Here is a 16,280-nt window from a genome sequence, read left to right on the forward strand (position 1 = left end):
GACCAGCGGTCAATCGCTAAAAAATAAATAAAACTGCAAAATGTGGGGCGGTAAAAAAGACCGCGAAACCACTATAGATAGACTATTTTTCGTGACGCGAATTATCAATGTTTTTCGTGAGGCAAAGCTTAAGATTATGACAAAGCGCACATATTTTATGTCGTTTTGTTACAGTCTTATCTCTGATGATTTTGTTATGGAAGCCATTGCAAAATCAGGGAAAAACGCAATCATTGAAAGCGATTACATTGGTTTTTTGTATGTGACAGGAAACATCAGAAGCGCTATTTATTACCGCGCAGAAACAGAATTAATTCGCATCGCGAAAATGAAAAGTTTAATTAGCTGATTCTGAAACAAAAAAAGCGCCGCTGGGAGCGACGCTTTGACAGAAAAGAAATGTTATTCGCCCGCTTTCGCCCAGGTATCACGCAGCCCGACGGTGCGGTTGAACACCAGATTGGTTGCGGTTGCATAGCGGCTGTCGAGGCAGAAATAGCCTTCACGCTCAAACTGATAAGCTTTACCGGCTTCGGCCTGCGCCAGGCTCGGCTCCGCGTACCCCTGTTTGATCACCAGCGATTCCGGGTTGATCACTGCGAGGAAATCGTCCGCCGCGCCCGGGTTTGGCACGCTGAACAGACGATCGTAGAGACGGATCTCTACCGGCAGCGCATGCGCCGCGCTTACCCAATGGATCACGCCTTTGACCTTGCGGCCATCGGCCGGATCTTTGCTCAGGGTGTCGGCATCGTAGGTGCAGAAGATGGTGGTAATATTGCCTTCGGCATCTTTCTCCACGCGTTCCGCTTTGATGACGTAGGCGTTGCGCAGACGCACTTCTTTACCCAGCACCAGACGCTTGTACTGTTTGTTGGCTTCTTCGCGGAAGTCCGCGCGATCGATCCAGATTTCGGCGCTGAACGGCACTTCACGACTGCCCATTTCCGGCTTGTTCGGATGGTTCGGCATCACCACCATTTCGCTTTCGCCCTGCGGATAGTTCTCGATAACCAGTTTCACCGGATCGATCACCGCCATCGCGCGCGGGGCGTTTTCGTTCAGATCTTCACGAATGCAGGACTCCAGCGACGCCATCTCGATGGTATTGTCCTGCTTGGTCACGCCGATGCGCTTGCAGAACTCACGGATGGATTCGGCGGTGTAGCCGCGACGACGCAGACCGGAGATGGTCGGCATACGCGGGTCGTCCCAGCCTTCCACGTGCTTCTCAGTCACCAGCTGGTTCAGCTTACGCTTGGACATCACGGTGTATTCGAGATTCAGGCGCGAGAATTCGTACTGACGCGGATGCACCGGGATGCTGATGTTGTCCAGCACCCAATCGTACAGGCGGCGGTTGTCCTGGAACTCCAGGGTACACAGCGAGTGGGTAATGCCTTCCAGCGCATCGCTGATGCAGTGGGTGAAGTCGTACATCGGGTAGATGCACCACTTGTTGCCAGTCTGATGATGCTCAGCGAACTTAATGCGGTACAGCACCGGATCGCGCATCACGATAAACGGCGACGCCATATCGATCTTCGCGCGCAGGCAGGCTTTGCCCTCTTCGAAGCCGCCGCTGCGCATTTTTTCAAACAGCGCCAGGTTCTCTTCCACGCTGCGGTCGCGATACGGGCTGTTTTTACCCGGCGCTTTCAGGGTGCCGCGGTATTCGCGAATTTCATCAGGAGAGAGTTCATCAACATAGGCCAGACCTTTGTTGATCAGCTCAACCGCATACTGATGCAGCTGATCGAAATAATCAGACGAGTAGCATACGTCCCCGGACCAGTGGAAACCTAACCACTGCACGTCGTTTTTAATCGACTCAACGTATTCGATATCTTCTTTCACCGGGTTGGTGTCATCGAAACGCAGGTTGCATTGGCCCTGATAATCCTGGGCGATGCCGAAGTTCAGGCAGATGGATTTTGCATGGCCAATGTGCAGATAACCGTTCGGCTCCGGCGGGAAGCGAGTGTGAACGGTGGTATGTTTACCGGTAGCCAGATCTTCATCAATAATCTGACGGATAAAGTTAGTCGGGCGGGCTTCTGCCTCACTCATCACGGGTTCCTCAAAGCGTAAACAACGTATAACGGCACATGATCTTACAAGCAGGGCGTAGTGACAACTATTAGTTACGTAAAATAGGTATCAGAAGAGGATTATGGGGCCGATTGCTGGAAAAAAAAGCGGCGAAGGTTTCCCTTCGCCGCTGAGGCAAAAACTCGACTCAGGAGCCTTACTTGCCTTTAATCTCATACAGCGGCGTCTGGCCAGCAACGACCTTACCGCTCGCCAGTATCACCAGCGCGCTGTAGTCATCGCTGTTGCTGCAGACGACCGGACTGATCATTGAGCGCGCGTTGGCGTTGAGGAAGTCCAGATCCATTTCCAGAATCGGCTCACCCGCCTTCACGTCCGTGCCCTCTTCAACCAGACGTTTGAAGCCCTTGCCTTCCAGCGCCACAGTGTCGATACCCATGTGAACGACGATTTCCGCACCGTTGTTGGTTTCGAGGCAGAACGCGTGGTTAGTGTTGAAAATTTTCACCACGGTACCTGCGGCCGGGGCCACCACGATGTTGCTGGTCGGTTTCACCGCGATCCCGTCGCCAACGGCTTTGCTGGCGAAGGCTTCGTCCGGCACCTGCTCAAGGGCCACCACGTCACCGGTAATCGGCGAAACCAGCGACTCAACGGTCTTCGCGTTCGCTACCGCCTGCGGTTTAGCCGCGGGCGCTGCGGTGGCGACGTTGCCAGCCGGTGCGGCTGCCGCTGCCGCTACCGGGCCGCGGGTAACCACTTTTTTCATCTCATCGCCGATAGACTCTGCTTTCGCACCGACGATAACCTGAATGGTTTGCTTATTCAGTTTCACCACCCCGGACGCGCCGAGACGTTTACAGGCGGCGTCGTTCACCTTCGCCGAATCGCCCACGGTCAGACGCAGACGGGTGATACAGGCGTCAATGGCTTTCAGGTTGTCCGTTCCGCCCACCGCGGCGATATAGCTGGTCGCCAGCTGGGTCAGCCCCTCTTCAGTGTTGCTGTTGGCTTCTTCCGTTACCACGTCAGCGGCTTTGTCTTCACGACCCGGCGTTTTCAGGTTGAACATGCGGATCACCGCGCTGAACAGCAGGAAGTAGACGAAGAAGAACACCACGCCCATCACCAGCAGCATCCAGACGTTTTTGCTGGCGGCCGGCAGGCTGTACATCAGCACGTAGTCAATTGCACCTGCGGAGAAGGAGAAGCCCGCATGGATCCCGAGCGCCGTTGCGATGAACAGGCTGATACCGGTCAGCACCGCATGCAGGAGGTACAGCAGCGGAGCCAGGAACATGAACAGGAATTCCAGCGGCTCGGTTACCCCGGTCAGGAACGCGGTGATGGCCACGGACAGCAGCATACCGCCTACCATCGGACGACGCGCTTTCGGCGCCGCCAGATACATCGCCAGCGCCGCACCCGGCAGACCAAACATCATGATTGGGAAGAAGCCGGACATGAACATCCCCGCGGTGCCGTCGCCGGCGTAGAAGCGGTTGATGTCGCCGTGGAACACAGCGCCAGCGGCGTTAGTGAACTCACCAATCTGGAACCAGGCGATGGTGTTCAGCACCTGATGCAGACCGGTTGGGATCAGCAGACGGTTGATGAAACCAAAGATACCAGAACCCAGCGCCCCTGCGGAGACGATCCATTCGCCGCCAGAGTGGATAGCGTGCTGCACCGGCGGCCAGACGTAGCCGAAGATCGCCGCGAGGATCAGACAGAAGAAGCCGGTGGCGATCGGCACGAAGCGTTTGCCGCCGAAGAAGCTCAGGAAGTCCGGCAGCTTGATGCCGGCCCAGCGGTTGTATACCGCCCCTGCCACCAGACCGGTAATGATACCGGCCAGCACGCCCATATTGATTTCCGGGTTGATGGTGACCATCGCTTTGGTCATCACGAAATACCCTACCGCACCGGCCAGCGCCGCAGAACCGGCGTTATCCTTAGACCAGCTTGATGCCACACCAATTGCGAAGATCAGCGCCAGATTATCGAAGATCGCCCCACCCGCTTGCGCGATGAAGGGTACATTTAACAGGTCTGGTTGCCCGAAACGCAGCAGCAATGCCGCGACCGGCAGCACTGCGATAGGGAGCTGCAACGCCCTACCCAGTCGCTGAAAGAAACCTAAAATATTCATCTTATTCCCCCTATGAGACCCCGATGAGGCTCATTTCAAAGCCACTTTTTTATTGTGTAACAAGGTCGGTTTTATCACTTACCGGCAAAGTGTGTGAAAAATTAATTCGTATCGCAAATTAAACGGGTATTTTTTGTGATAATTATCACCAAATATCGTATTCCCTCCTCCCTTGCACTGGCTAACAACGAAAACTTATTTTATCATTCAAAAAATCAACACGGATTGACCCCGGTCGGCGCAGTTGCTGCAATACTCTCCTTAGAGTGCTGGCGCCAATCCGCCAGAATCTACTTTGACTATAGAGGTGAAGAATGAGACTGATTCCCCTGGTAACCGCTGAGCAGGTCGGTAAATGGGCTGCCCGCCATATCGTTAACCGCATTAATGCATTTAAACCAACCGCGGACCGTCCGTTCGTCCTGGGTCTGCCAACCGGTGGTACCCCGCTGACCGCCTACAAGGCGCTGGTTGAAATGCATAAAGCAGGCCAGGTTAGCTTCAAGCACGTCGTCACCTTTAACATGGATGAATACGTTGGCCTGCCGAAAGAGCATCCGGAAAGCTATCATAGCTTTATGCACCGTAATTTCTTTGACCACGTTGATATTCCGGCAGAAAATATCAACCTGCTGAATGGTAACGCGCCGGACATCGATGCGGAATGCCGTCGCTATGAAGAAAAAATTCGTTCCTACGGTAAAATCCACCTGTTCATGGGCGGCGTGGGCAACGATGGTCATATCGCGTTTAACGAACCGGCCTCTTCTCTGGCGTCCCGCACCCGTATTAAGACCCTGACCCATGAAACCCGCGTAGCGAACTCCCGCTTCTTCGACGGCGATGTGGATCTGGTGCCGAAATATGCACTGACCGTCGGTGTGGGCACCCTGCTGGACGCAGAAGAAGTGATGATTCTGGTGCTGGGTCATCAGAAAGCGCTGGCGCTGCAGGCGGCGGTAGAAGGTAACGTCAACCACATGTGGACCATTACCTGTCTGCAACTGCATCCGAAGGCGGTGATCGTCTGCGACGAACCGTCCACCATGGAGCTGAAAGTGAAGACGCTAAAATATTTCAACGAATTAGAAGCTGAAAATATTAAAGGTCTGTAATGTAGTCCTTCCCGCGCCCTGGCGCGGGATCATCTTTTTCTTTGTACGCACCATCATGCCGGCGGCAAACGAACGAACGCTGACCTGATGAGGCGTATATACCGGGGGTCGTAATGTATGCATTAACCCAGGGCCGGGTTTATACCGGTCATGAAATTCTCGATGACCATGCGGTTGTTATCGCTGATGGCTTTATCGAACGTCTTTGTCCGCTGGCAGATTTGCCGTCTGACATCGAGCAGCGCTCAGTCAACGGCGCAATAATCGCCCCCGGTTTTATCGACGTCCAGCTCAACGGCTGCGGCGGCGTGCAGTTTAACGACAGCCCAGAGGCGGTCACTGTCGAAACGCTGGAGATCATGCAGAAGGCCAACGAACGCTCAGGCTGCACCAGCTTCCTGCCGACGCTGATTACCTCCAGCGACGATCTGATGAAGCAAGGCGTGCGCGTGATGCGCGAATATCTGCAAAAACATCCGAACCAGGCGCTGGGCCTGCATCTCGAAGGGCCGTGGCTGAATATCGTTAAGAAAGGCACCCACAATCCGGACTACGTGCGTAAACCGGACGCGGCGCTGGTCGATTTCCTGTGCGACAACGCCGATGTGATCACCAAAGTGACCCTCGCCCCTGAGCGCGTTGAGCCAGAAGTGATCCGCAAACTGGTCGCCGCCGGGATCGTTGTCTCCGCGGGCCACTCCAACGCTACGCTGAAAGAGGCGAAAGTCGGCTTCCGTGCGGGCATTACCTTCGCCACCCACCTGTATAATGCGATGCCGTACATTACCGGCCGCGAACCGGGTCTTGCCGGGGCGATTTTTGACGAGCCGGATGTCTACTGCGGTATCATCGTCGACGGGATGCACGTCGATTACGCCAACGTGCGCAACGCCAAGCGCCTGAAAGGCGACAAGCTGTGCCTGGTCACCGACGCCACCGCGCCGGCGGGGGCGAATATTGACCAGTTCATTTTTGCCGGGAAAACAATATACTACCGCAATGGGCTGTGCGTAGATGAAAACGGCACCCTCAGCGGATCTTCCCTGACCATGATTGAAGGGGTGCGTAATCTGGTTGAGCATTGCGGCGTGGCACTGGACGAAGTATTGCGCATGGCGACGCTCTATCCTGCGCGCGCTATCGGCGTGGACAAGCAGCTCGGCAGCATTGCGCCGGGCATGGTCGCTAACCTGACCGCCTTTACACGCGATTATAAAATCACCAAGACCATCGTTAATGGTAACGAGGTCGTCACTGAGTAAGTAAAAGTATGACAGCAGGCGGACAAGCTCAAATTGGTAACGTTGACCTCGTAAAACAACTGAACAGTGCGGCCGTGTACCGCCTGATTGACCAGCATGGGCCCATCTCGCGCATTCAGATAGCCGAACAAAGCCAGCTTGCCCCTGCCAGCGTGACCAAAATCACGCGTCAGCTTATTGAGCGCGGCCTGATCAAAGAAGTCGATCAGCAGGCCTCCACCGGTGGCCGCCGCGCTATCTCTATCATTGCAGAAACCCGCAACTTCAACGCCATCGGCGTGCGGCTTGGCCGCTATGACGCCACACTGACCCTGTATGATTTAAGCAGCAAGACCCTGGAAGAGGAGCACTTCCCGCTGCCCGAGCGCACCCAGGAAACGCTGGAACACGCCCTGCTGAATATCATCGCCACCTTTATCGAAAACTGTCAGCGCAAAATTCGCGAGCTGATCGCTATCTCAGTGATCCTGCCGGGCCTCGTCGACCCGGAAAGCGGCGTGATCCGCTATATGCCGCATATTGCGGTGGAAAACTGGGGCCTGGTCGGGGCGCTGGAGAAACGCTTCAACGTTACCTGCTTTGTTGGCCACGATATCCGCAGCCTGGCGCTGGCCGAGCACTATTTTGGCGCAAGCCAGGATTGCGAAGACTCCATTCTGGTGCGCGTGCACCGCGGTACCGGGGCGGGTATTATCTCCAACGGGCGCATTTTTATCGGCCGCAACGGCAACGTCGGCGAAATTGGCCATATTCAGGTCGACCCGCTGGGCGAACGCTGCCACTGCGGCAACTTCGGCTGTCTGGAGACCGTCGCGGCCAATGCCGCCATTGAACAGCGGGTTCGCCACCTGCTGGAGCAGGGCTACCAGAGCCGTCTGACGCCGGATGACTGCACGATCAAAACTATCTGCAAAGCGGCCAACAAGGGCGATGCTCTGGCCTGCGAGGTGATTGAGTACGTGGGGCGCCACCTCGGGAAAACGATCGCCATCGCCATTAACCTGTTCAACCCACAAAAAATCGTCGTCGCCGGCGAAATAGTGGAAGCTGAAAAGGTCCTTCTTCCGGCCATCGAAGGCTGCATTAACGCCCAGGCGCTTAAGGCGTTTCGTAAGAACCTGCCGGTGGTGCGCTCCACCCTCGATCACCGCTCTGCAATCGGCGCCTTCGCGCTGGTCAAACGCGCCATGCTTAATGGCACGCTGCTGCAGCGTTTGCTTGAGAGCTAATCGCCCCTTTTCTGATAGCGCGTCACCTTGATACGGGCGGGCCTCGCCCGTCAGAGGTGTGAAACCTCATCAATGACGCGTATAGTTTCGTCTTTGTTAATGATTCTGGACCCACCATGACCATTCAAAACATAATTTGTGATATTGACGGCGTACTGATGCACGATAACGTCGCCGTTCCCGGCGCAGCCGAGTTTATCAAGCGCATCCTCGATAAAGGCATGCCGCTGGTAATGCTGACCAACTACCCGTCGCAAACCGGCCAGGATCTGGCGAACCGTTTCGCCACCGCTGGAATTGATGTTCCGGATAGCGCCTTTTACACCTCAGCGATGGCCACCGCCGATTTTCTGCGTCGCCAGGAAGGCAAAAAAGCCTACGTGGTGGGAGAAGGGGCGCTGATCCACGAGCTGTACAAAGCCGGCTTTACCATTACCGATGTGAACCCGGATTTTGTCATCGTCGGAGAAACTCGCTCCTTTAACTGGGAAATGATGCATAAGGCCGCCTTCTTCGTCGCCAACGGCGCCCGCTTCATTGCCACTAACCCGGATACGCACGGTCGCGGCTTCTACCCTGCCTGCGGCGCGCTGTGCGCCGGGATCGAGAAGATCTCCGGCCGTAAGCCGTTTTACGTCGGCAAACCCAGCCCGTGGATCATCCGTTCAGCGCTGAATAAAATGCAGGCTCACTCCGAGCAGACGGTGATCGTCGGCGATAACCTGCGCACCGATATACTGGCCGGTTTCCAGGCGGGGCTGGAGACTATTTTGGTGCTCTCCGGCGTCTCCACCCTCGACGACATCGACAGCATGCCGTTCCGCCCGTCGTGGATTTACCCTTCCGTCGCGGAAATCGATATTTTCTGATGCCAACCACGTCGCAGGACGTGGTTTTTCATTTCTAGCGGCCATCAGAATTACCCCATCTAATAAAAACGGCCTATAAATACGAATTCCTCAATAAAGCCGTTCAAAAGATACTCTTTTTTCACTGTTCAACAATCACGGTTGCGTTTTTTCTTTTTCCGGCCGCAAAACCCTTGCGCCTGCTCCCCCTTTACGGCATTTTCTTAAGCACGCACTCAGGCTTCGCCACGAGACGAAGCCAGCACAACATCAAACACGACAGGGTAATGGAGAAGGCTATGTGTTCTATTTTTGGCGTACTGGATATTAAAACTGACGCAGGCGAGCTGCGTAAAAAGGCGCTGGAGCTTTCCCGCCTGATGCGCCACCGCGGTCCGGACTGGTCTGGCGTATATGCCAGCGACAAAGCGATTCTGGCGCACGAGCGCCTGTCGATTGTCGACGTCAACGCCGGGGCCCAGCCGCTGTACAACGCCGAAAAAACCCATGCGCTGGCCGTTAACGGCGAGATCTACAACCACCAGGCGCTGCGCGCGGAGTATGGCGATCGCTACCAGTTCCAGACCGGTTCCGACTGCGAAGTGATCCTCGCGCTGTATCAGGAAAAAGGCCCGGAGTTCCTCGACGATCTGCAGGGAATGTTCGCCTTCGCCCTGTACGACAGCGAAAAAGACGCGTACTTAATCGGCCGCGACCATATCGGCATTATCCCGCTGTATATGGGCCATGACGAACACGGCAACTTCTATGTCGCCTCCGAAATGAAAGCGCTGGTGCCGGTATGCCGCACCATTAAAGAGTTCCCGGCGGGCAGCTACCTGTGGAGCAAAGACGGCGAAATTCGCCAGTACTATCAGCGCGACTGGTTTGATTACGACGCGGTGAAAGACAACGTTACCGATAAGAACGAGCTGCGCCAGGCGCTGGAAGAGTCGGTGAAAAGCCACCTGATGTCCGACGTGCCTTACGGCGTGCTGCTCTCCGGCGGTCTTGATTCATCGGTCATCTCGGCTATCACCAAGAAATTCGCCGCCCGTCGCGTCGAAGATCAGGAGCGTAGCGAAGCCTGGTGGCCGCAGCTGCACTCTTTCGCGGTCGGTCTGGAAGGCTCTCCTGACCTGAAAGCGGCGCAGGAGGTGGCCAACCACCTCGGCACCGTGCACCACGAAATTCACTTTACCGTCCAGGAAGGGCTGGATGCCATCCGCGACGTTATCTATCACATCGAAACCTACGATGTGACCACTATTCGCGCCTCGACGCCGATGTACCTGATGTCGCGGAAAATTAAAGCCATGGGCATCAAAATGGTGCTTTCCGGCGAAGGTTCGGACGAAGTGTTCGGCGGCTACCTCTACTTCCATAAGGCGCCGAACGCCAAAGAACTGCACGAAGAGACGGTGCGTAAGCTGCAGGCGCTGCATATGTTTGACTGCGCCCGCGCCAACAAAGCGATGTCCGCCTGGGGCGTGGAGGCCCGCGTGCCGTTCCTCGACAAGAAGTTCCTCGACGTCGCGATGCGCATTAACCCGCAGGATAAGATGTGCGGCAACGGCAAAATGGAAAAACACATTCTGCGCGAATGCTTTGAATCCTACCTGCCGGCCAGCGTCGCCTGGCGCCAGAAGGAGCAGTTCTCTGACGGCGTCGGCTACAGCTGGATCGATACCCTGAAAGAAGTGGCCGCCAAACAGATCAGCGACCAGCAACTGGAAACCGCAAGCTTCCGCTTCCCGTACAACACGCCGACCTCCAAAGAAGGCTATCTGTACCGCGAGATCTTCGAAGAGCTGTTCCCGTTGCCGAGCGCGGCGGAGTGCGTCCCTGGCGGTCCGTCGGTGGCCTGCTCTTCAGCGAAAGCCATTGAGTGGGATGAAGCGTTCAAAACCATGAACGATCCATCAGGCCGCGCGGTCGGTGTCCACCAGTCGGCCTACAAATAAGCCCAGACGGGCGGTGAAACGCAAAACGGACCCTCCGGGGTCCGTTTTCTTTTTGCCGGATTTATACCGCTGAAAAACGATAAATAACCAATAATTGCCGAATATTCCAGCGAGCTGTTCGCAACCTAACCAAACAGTCACATTACAACGATTTTCCTTGAAAAAGAGGTTGACGCTCGCAGGCCCAATACGCATAATGCGCCCCGCAACGCCGATAAGGTTACGCGAAAAAAAGATGGCTACGTAGCTCAGCTGGTTAGAGCACATCACTCATAATGATGGGGTCACAGGTTCGAATCCCGTCGTAGCCACCATCTTTTTTGCGGGAGTGGCGAAATTGGTAGACGCACCAGATTTAGGTTCTGGCGCCGCAAGGTGTGCGAGTTCAAGTCTCGCCTCCCGCACCATTCACCAGTTAGCGTTGTACGGATGGGGTATCGCCAAGCGGTAAGGCACCGGTTTTTGATACCGGCATTCCCTGGTTCGAATCCAGGTACCCCAGCCATATTTCTTCGATATTTGCGGTTCACCGCGACGGTATTGGGGTATCGCCAAGCGGTAAGGCACCGGTTTTTGATACCGGCATTCCCTGGTTCGAATCCAGGTACCCCAGCCATCGAAGAAGCAGTAAGACAATTAGGCTACGTAGCTCAGCTGGTTAGAGCACATCACTCATAATGATGGGGTCACAGGTTCGAATCCCGTCGTAGCCACCAAATTCTGGACGTATCGATACGCATCGATAAATCCGCAAACAATTTGTTGGGGTATCGCCAAGCGGTAAGGCACCGGATTCTGATTCCGGCATTCCGAGGTTCGAATCCTCGTACCCCAGCCAAATTTAAAAGTCGTTCAGCAGTGAACGCACTGTTGCCCTCAACCGGCGTAGTTACGGTCAAGCGCAACAGACAATTGGGGTATCGCCAAGCGGTAAGGCACCGGATTCTGATTCCGGCATTCCGAGGTTCGAATCCTCGTACCCCAGCCACTTCAATGCAAAAAAGCTCACTTCGGTGGGCTTTTTTGCTATTGGCGTCCTGACATGCTTACTCCGTACTGACTGCCGGGCAGGCGCTCTCCGCTACGCCCCTGCCCGGGAAGCCGGTTTTACAAGCCTAAGGCATACTTCAGCGCCTGACGCTTCAGCACCCCGGCGCGTTCAGCCGCCATCAGGCCAATATTACGCAGCATCCGCACCGGCGCTAAGCCATTGCTGAAACCGGCATAAAAGAGGTCCATCCCCGACTGCATGATAAAATTATCCGCTCGCCGCCGCGCCTGGTAGCGCTTCAGCACCGGCAGGCTGGCCCAGTCTTCGCCGCGGCCGCGCGCTTCCGCCAGGATCTCCAGCAGGGCATCGACATCACGATAGCCAAGATTAACCCCCTGCCCCGCCAGTGGATGAATGGTGTGCGCCGCATCGCCCACCAGCGCCAGGCCGGGCTGAACATACTGCAGCGCATGACGCCGGGTAAGCGGGAAGGCGCCGGCCGCCTGCGGCGTCACCCGTCCCAGCCGCGCCGGAAAGTGACTGGCGATCTCCTGCTGGAGCTGCGCCATGGTCATGCTCTGCAGCTGACGGATCCGCGCCGGGGCGTCGTACCAGACCAGCGAGGCCCAGTGGTCGAACAGCGGCAGGAAGGCGCGTGGGCCGCTGGGAGTAAACTGCTGCCAGGTGCTGTCGCCGGGATCGTCGGCGCATTCGACGCTGATCAGCATACAGGACTGCTGATATTGCCAGGCGTGCACGCCGATGCCGGCCATCTCCCGCACCTGGGAGTTAGCGCCGTCGGCGCCGATAACCAGCCGGGCGTGGATCGTCTCCCCCTCGCGCAAATGCAACGCCGTCTGCGTCTCGCCGCGCTGCATCGTTTTCAGTTCGCTACCGACGCGCAGGGTAACCGCCTCATGCGCCGCCAGCGCTTGCCACAGGCCCCATTGCAGAACCTTGTTCTCGACCATATAGCCCAGCTCCGGCAGCTTGAGCTCCGCGGCGTCGAAGGCGACGTGCGCGCTCTCCCACTCCCAGGTCTCCAGACGGCGATAAGCGTGGACGCGCATCGCCCGTATGGCATCCCAGACGCCGAGACTCTTCAGCAGGCCGACCGAAGCCGCGCTGATCGCCGAGATCCGCACATCCGGGGCGGATGCCGGATCGAACGCCGGTGGCGCCGCTTTCTCAAGCACCGTCACGGTAAATCCCTGTTGCGCCAGCCCTAACGCCAGGGCGCCGCCGACCATGCCGCCGCCCACGATGGCGACATCTGTTACGTGAATTGTCATGGCTATTATCCTTAAAGCAGAATCCGTTAAGTTTACCGGATTTTTCGCCCTCTTGCGGCGATAACGCTCGCACTGGTCAGGGGGCGACCAAAGCATTACAATACGCGCCCTGGAATGCGAAATTCACCCTGTATATATCCCCGCGTTTTGGATATCTATTACTGAGCATGAGCAAGTCAATGACAAAAAAACTCCATATTAAAACCTGGGGCTGTCAGATGAACGAGTATGATTCATCAAAGATGGCCGATCTGCTGGATGCGACACATGGGTATCAACTGACCGAAGTGGCGGAAGAAGCAGATGTGCTGTTGCTCAATACCTGCTCAATTCGTGAGAAGGCCCAGGAAAAAGTTTTCCATCAGCTTGGCCGCTGGAAGCTGCTGAAAGAGAAGAACCCGGACCTGATTATTGGCGTCGGCGGCTGTGTGGCTTCCCAGGAAGGCGACCATATTCGCCAGCGCGCGCACTATGTCGATATTATTTTCGGGCCGCAAACCCTGCACCGCCTGCCGGAGATGATTAACTCCGTGCGCGGCAACCGCAGTCCGGTAGTTGATATCAGCTTCCCGGAAATTGAAAAATTCGATCGCCTGCCAGAGCCGCGCGCCGAAGGGCCGACCGCCTTTGTCTCGATTATGGAAGGTTGCAATAAATACTGCACCTACTGCGTGGTGCCGTATACCCGCGGAGAAGAAGTTAGCCGTCCGTGCGACGATATCCTGTTTGAAATCGCCCAGCTGGCGGCGCAGGGCGTGCGTGAGGTCAATCTGCTGGGGCAGAACGTTAACGCCTGGCGCGGTGAGAATTACGACGGCACCACCGGCAGCTTTGCCGACCTGCTGCGCCTGGTCGCTGCCATCGACGGCATCGACCGCATTCGCTTCACCACCAGCCACCCGATCGAATTTACCGACGATATCATCGACGTTTATCGCGATACGCCGGAGCTGGTGAGCTTCCTGCACCTGCCGGTGCAGAGTGGCTCCGACCGTGTGCTGAACCTAATGGGACGCACCCATACCGCGCTGGAGTATAAAGCGATTATTCGCAAGCTGCGTGAAGCGCGCCCGGATATTCAGATAAGCTCCGACTTTATCGTCGGCTTCCCCGGCGAAACCACGGAAGATTTCGAAAAGACCATGAAGCTCATCGCCGACGTCAATTTCGATATGAGCTACAGCTTTATCTTCTCCGCTCGCCCGGGCACCCCGGCGGCCGATATGGTCGACGACGTGCCGGAGGCGGACAAAAAACAGCGTCTGTATATCCTGCAGGAACGCATTAACCAGCAGGCGATGGCCTGGAGCCGTCGCATGCTCGGCACGGTACAGCGCATCCTGGTGGAAGGCACCTCGCGTAAGAACATCATGGAGCTTTCCGGACGTACGGAGAATAACCGGGTGGTCAACTTCGAAGGTACCCCGGACCTCGTCGGTAAGTTTGTCGATGTCGAAATCGTCGATGTATACACCAACTCGCTGCGCGGTAAAATCGTGCGCACCGAAGCGGAGATGGGTCTGCGTATCGCTGAATCACCCGAATCAGTGATTGCCCGCACCCGTAAAGAGAACGATCTTGGCGTGGGAATTTACCAGCCATGATCCCTTCAGGCCTGTCGGTTCCGGCAGGCCTTGTAATTCCTCTCTCCGTCCCTATATCTACAGCAATGCTTGCGCCATTTTCCTGTGACGTAAATAATTTCCTGATTAGCCGGCCACGCGCCGCGTCCGGCCACCTGCGTAAAGAGGAATAGTTTGAACATAGACACTCGTGAGATTACCCTGGAGCCAGCGGATAACGCACGCCTGTTAGCCCTGTGCGGCCCGTTTGACGACAACATTAAACAGCTGGAGCGTCGGTTAGGCATTGAGATCAACCGCCGTGACAATCACTTTAAGCTGACCGGTCGCGCCCTGTGCGTGCACGCTGCCGCCGATATTCTGCGCAGCCTGTATGTCGACACAGCGCCAATGCGCGGTCAGATTCAGGATATTGAACCAGAGCAGATCCACCTGGCGATCAAGGAAGCGCGCGTACTGGAGCAGAGCGCCGAAAGCGTGCCTGAGTACGGTAAAGCCGTCAATATCAAGACCAAGCGTGGGGTAATCAAACCGCGTACGCCGAACCAGGCGCAGTACATCGCCAATATCCTTGATCACGACATCACTTTCGGCGTGGGTCCGGCGGGTACGGGTAAAACCTATCTGGCGGTGGCGGCGGCGGTCGATGCGCTGGAGCGCCAGGAGATCCGCCGTATTCTGCTGACCCGTCCGGCCGTCGAGGCAGGCGAAAAGCTCGGCTTCCTGCCCGGCGATCTGAGCCAGAAGGTCGACCCGTATCTGCGCCCGCTGTATGACGCGCTGTTTGAGATGCTCGGCTTTGAGAAAGTGGAGAAGCTGATTGAGCGTAACGTCATCGAAGTGGCCCCGCTGGCCTATATGCGCGGACGGACGCTGAATGATGCCTTTATCATTCTTGATGAAAGCCAGAACACCACCATCGAACAGATGAAGATGTTCCTGACCCGCATCGGCTTTAACTCCAAGGCGGTGATCACCGGCGACATCACGCAGATTGACCTGCCACGCAGCACCAAATCCGGTCTGCGCCATGCCATCGAAGTACTGGCGGAAGTCGATGAGATCAGCTTTAACTTCTTCCATAGCGAAGACGTGGTGCGCCATCCGGTGGTCGCCCGCATCGTGAACGCCTATGAGGCATGGGAAGCCGCAGACCAGAAACGTAAAGCAGAGCTGGCCGCCGAGCGCAAACGCGAAGCCCAGGAACAGGAGCAAAAATGAGTCAGGTGATCCTCGATTTACAGCTGGCCTGCGAAGAGACCAGCGGCCTGCCGGACGAAGCCCTTTTTCAACGCTGGGTCGACGCCGTCATTCCGCCGTTTCAGGAGGAGTCAGAGTTAACGATTCGTCTGGTCGACGTTGCAGAAAGCCATGAGCTGAACCTGACCTATCGCGGCAAGGATAAGCCGACCAACGTCCTCTCCTTCCCGTTTGAAGCGCCGCCGGGAATTGAAATGCCGCTGCTCGGCGATCTGATCATCTGCCGTCAGGTGGTAGAGCAGGAAGCCAGCGAGCAAGGTAAGCCGCTGGAGGCGCACTGGGCGCATATGGTGGTGCACGGTAGCCTGCATCTGCTGGGCTACGATCATATCGAAGACGACGAAGCGGAAGAGATGGAAGGCCTTGAAACAGAGATAATGCTTGCTCTGGGCTATGAGGACCCGTACATTTCCGAGAAGATTGCGGAATAGCGCCCAGCCGGATGGCGGTGCTTGCGCCTCATCCGGCCGCTGTTTCTGCGTTTTACCTGCCAGAAAGTCAGGCAACCCATGCCGTCCGGCGCTGAGTTTAC

At 56.3% G+C, this 16,280-nt stretch carries 12 protein-coding genes and 7 tRNA genes; 16 read left to right on the top strand and 3 right to left on the bottom strand.

What is annotated here, in order from left to right; translation table 11 throughout:
• Positions 1 to 40: 40 nt before the first annotated feature.
• Positions 41 to 349, top strand: a complete 309-nt coding sequence (locus tag AB1E37_RS17985) for a hypothetical protein (protein WP_014599099.1) — start codon at positions 41 to 43, stop codon at positions 347 to 349.
• 53 nt (positions 350 to 402) lie between these two features.
• Here AB1E37_RS17985 and glnS read toward each other — a convergent pair whose 3' ends face one another.
• Complete coding sequence (gene glnS, locus AB1E37_RS17990; protein WP_002894753.1) at positions 403 to 2,070, bottom strand: glutamine--tRNA ligase; 1,668 nt, start codon at positions 2,068 to 2,070, stop codon at positions 403 to 405.
• 178 nt (positions 2,071 to 2,248) lie between these two features.
• Positions 2,249 to 4,204 (bottom strand): PTS N-acetyl glucosamine transporter subunit IIABC, encoded by a 1,956-nt coding sequence (nagE, locus tag AB1E37_RS17995; protein ID WP_004147599.1) that lies wholly within the window; start codon positions 4,202 to 4,204, stop codon positions 2,249 to 2,251.
• A gap of 314 nt (positions 4,205 to 4,518) precedes the next feature.
• Here nagE and nagB point away from each other — a divergent pair, with 314 nt between their 5' ends.
• The 12 genes from nagB (at position 4,519) to AB1E37_RS18055 (ending at position 11,610) form a co-directional block, all read left to right on the top strand.
• Positions 4,519 to 5,319, top strand: a complete 801-nt coding sequence (gene nagB, locus AB1E37_RS18000; RefSeq protein ID WP_002894749.1) for a glucosamine-6-phosphate deaminase — start codon at positions 4,519 to 4,521, stop codon at positions 5,317 to 5,319.
• Positions 5,320 to 5,432: 113 nt separating this feature from the next.
• On the top strand, positions 5,433 to 6,581 hold the full coding sequence (gene nagA / locus AB1E37_RS18005) for an N-acetylglucosamine-6-phosphate deacetylase (RefSeq protein ID WP_004223668.1): 1,149 nt from the start codon (positions 5,433 to 5,435) through the stop codon (positions 6,579 to 6,581).
• Between the two features lie 8 nt (positions 6,582 to 6,589).
• A complete protein-coding gene (locus AB1E37_RS18010) occupies positions 6,590 to 7,810 on the top strand; it encodes an N-acetylglucosamine repressor (protein WP_002894742.1) in 1,221 nt (406 codons plus the stop codon).
• 116 nt (positions 7,811 to 7,926) lie between these two features.
• Complete coding sequence (locus AB1E37_RS18015) at positions 7,927 to 8,679, top strand: HAD-IIA family hydrolase (protein ID WP_002894738.1); 753 nt, start codon at positions 7,927 to 7,929, stop codon at positions 8,677 to 8,679.
• A gap of 278 nt (positions 8,680 to 8,957) precedes the next feature.
• Positions 8,958 to 10,622 (top strand): asparagine synthase B, encoded by a 1,665-nt coding sequence (gene asnB, locus AB1E37_RS18020; protein WP_002894734.1) that lies wholly within the window; start codon positions 8,958 to 8,960, stop codon positions 10,620 to 10,622.
• Between the two features lie 237 nt (positions 10,623 to 10,859).
• Positions 10,860 to 10,936 (top strand) — tRNA-Met (locus AB1E37_RS18025).
• An 8-nt stretch (positions 10,937 to 10,944) separates the two neighbouring features.
• Positions 10,945 to 11,029 (top strand) — tRNA-Leu (locus tag AB1E37_RS18030).
• 23 nt (positions 11,030 to 11,052) lie between these two features.
• Positions 11,053 to 11,127 (top strand) — tRNA-Gln (locus tag AB1E37_RS18035).
• A 36-nt stretch (positions 11,128 to 11,163) separates the two neighbouring features.
• A tRNA-Gln gene (locus tag AB1E37_RS18040) sits at positions 11,164 to 11,238 on the top strand.
• 23 nt (positions 11,239 to 11,261) lie between these two features.
• A tRNA-Met gene (locus tag AB1E37_RS18045) sits at positions 11,262 to 11,338 on the top strand.
• 47 nt (positions 11,339 to 11,385) lie between these two features.
• A tRNA-Gln gene (locus AB1E37_RS18050) sits at positions 11,386 to 11,460 on the top strand.
• Positions 11,461 to 11,535: 75 nt separating this feature from the next.
• Positions 11,536 to 11,610 (top strand) — tRNA-Gln (locus AB1E37_RS18055).
• Between the two features lie 119 nt (positions 11,611 to 11,729).
• Here AB1E37_RS18055 and ubiF read toward each other — a convergent pair.
• Entirely contained in the window at positions 11,730 to 12,905 is a 1,176-nt protein-coding gene (gene ubiF, locus AB1E37_RS18060; RefSeq protein WP_032447418.1) for a 3-demethoxyubiquinol 3-hydroxylase, read from the bottom strand.
• A gap of 179 nt (positions 12,906 to 13,084) precedes the next feature.
• On the opposite strand from ubiF, the gene miaB reads away from it, so the two are divergent.
• The 3 genes from miaB to ybeY all read left to right on the top strand — a co-directional run bounded on the left by miaB (position 13,085) and on the right by ybeY (position 16,179).
• Positions 13,085 to 14,509, top strand: coding sequence for a tRNA (N6-isopentenyl adenosine(37)-C2)-methylthiotransferase MiaB (gene miaB / locus AB1E37_RS18065; protein WP_002894730.1), 1,425 nt, complete (start codon positions 13,085 to 13,087; stop codon positions 14,507 to 14,509).
• Positions 14,510 to 14,662: 153 nt separating this feature from the next.
• The gene (locus AB1E37_RS18070) at positions 14,663 to 15,709 is read left to right on the top strand and encodes a PhoH family protein (RefSeq protein ID WP_004176871.1); all 1,047 of its coding nucleotides are present in this window, start codon (positions 14,663 to 14,665) and stop codon (positions 15,707 to 15,709) included.
• Positions 15,706 to 16,179 (top strand): rRNA maturation RNase YbeY, encoded by a 474-nt coding sequence (gene ybeY / locus AB1E37_RS18075; RefSeq protein ID WP_002894722.1) that lies wholly within the window; start codon positions 15,706 to 15,708, stop codon positions 16,177 to 16,179. The genes AB1E37_RS18070 and ybeY overlap by 4 nt, the downstream gene beginning before the upstream one ends.
• Positions 16,180 to 16,280 lie beyond the last annotated feature (101 nt).

The organism is Klebsiella sp. Shm-1 (genome assembly GCF_040804525.1).
In the GTDB taxonomy this organism is placed as follows: Bacteria; Pseudomonadota; Gammaproteobacteria; order Enterobacterales; family Enterobacteriaceae; genus Klebsiella; species Klebsiella pneumoniae.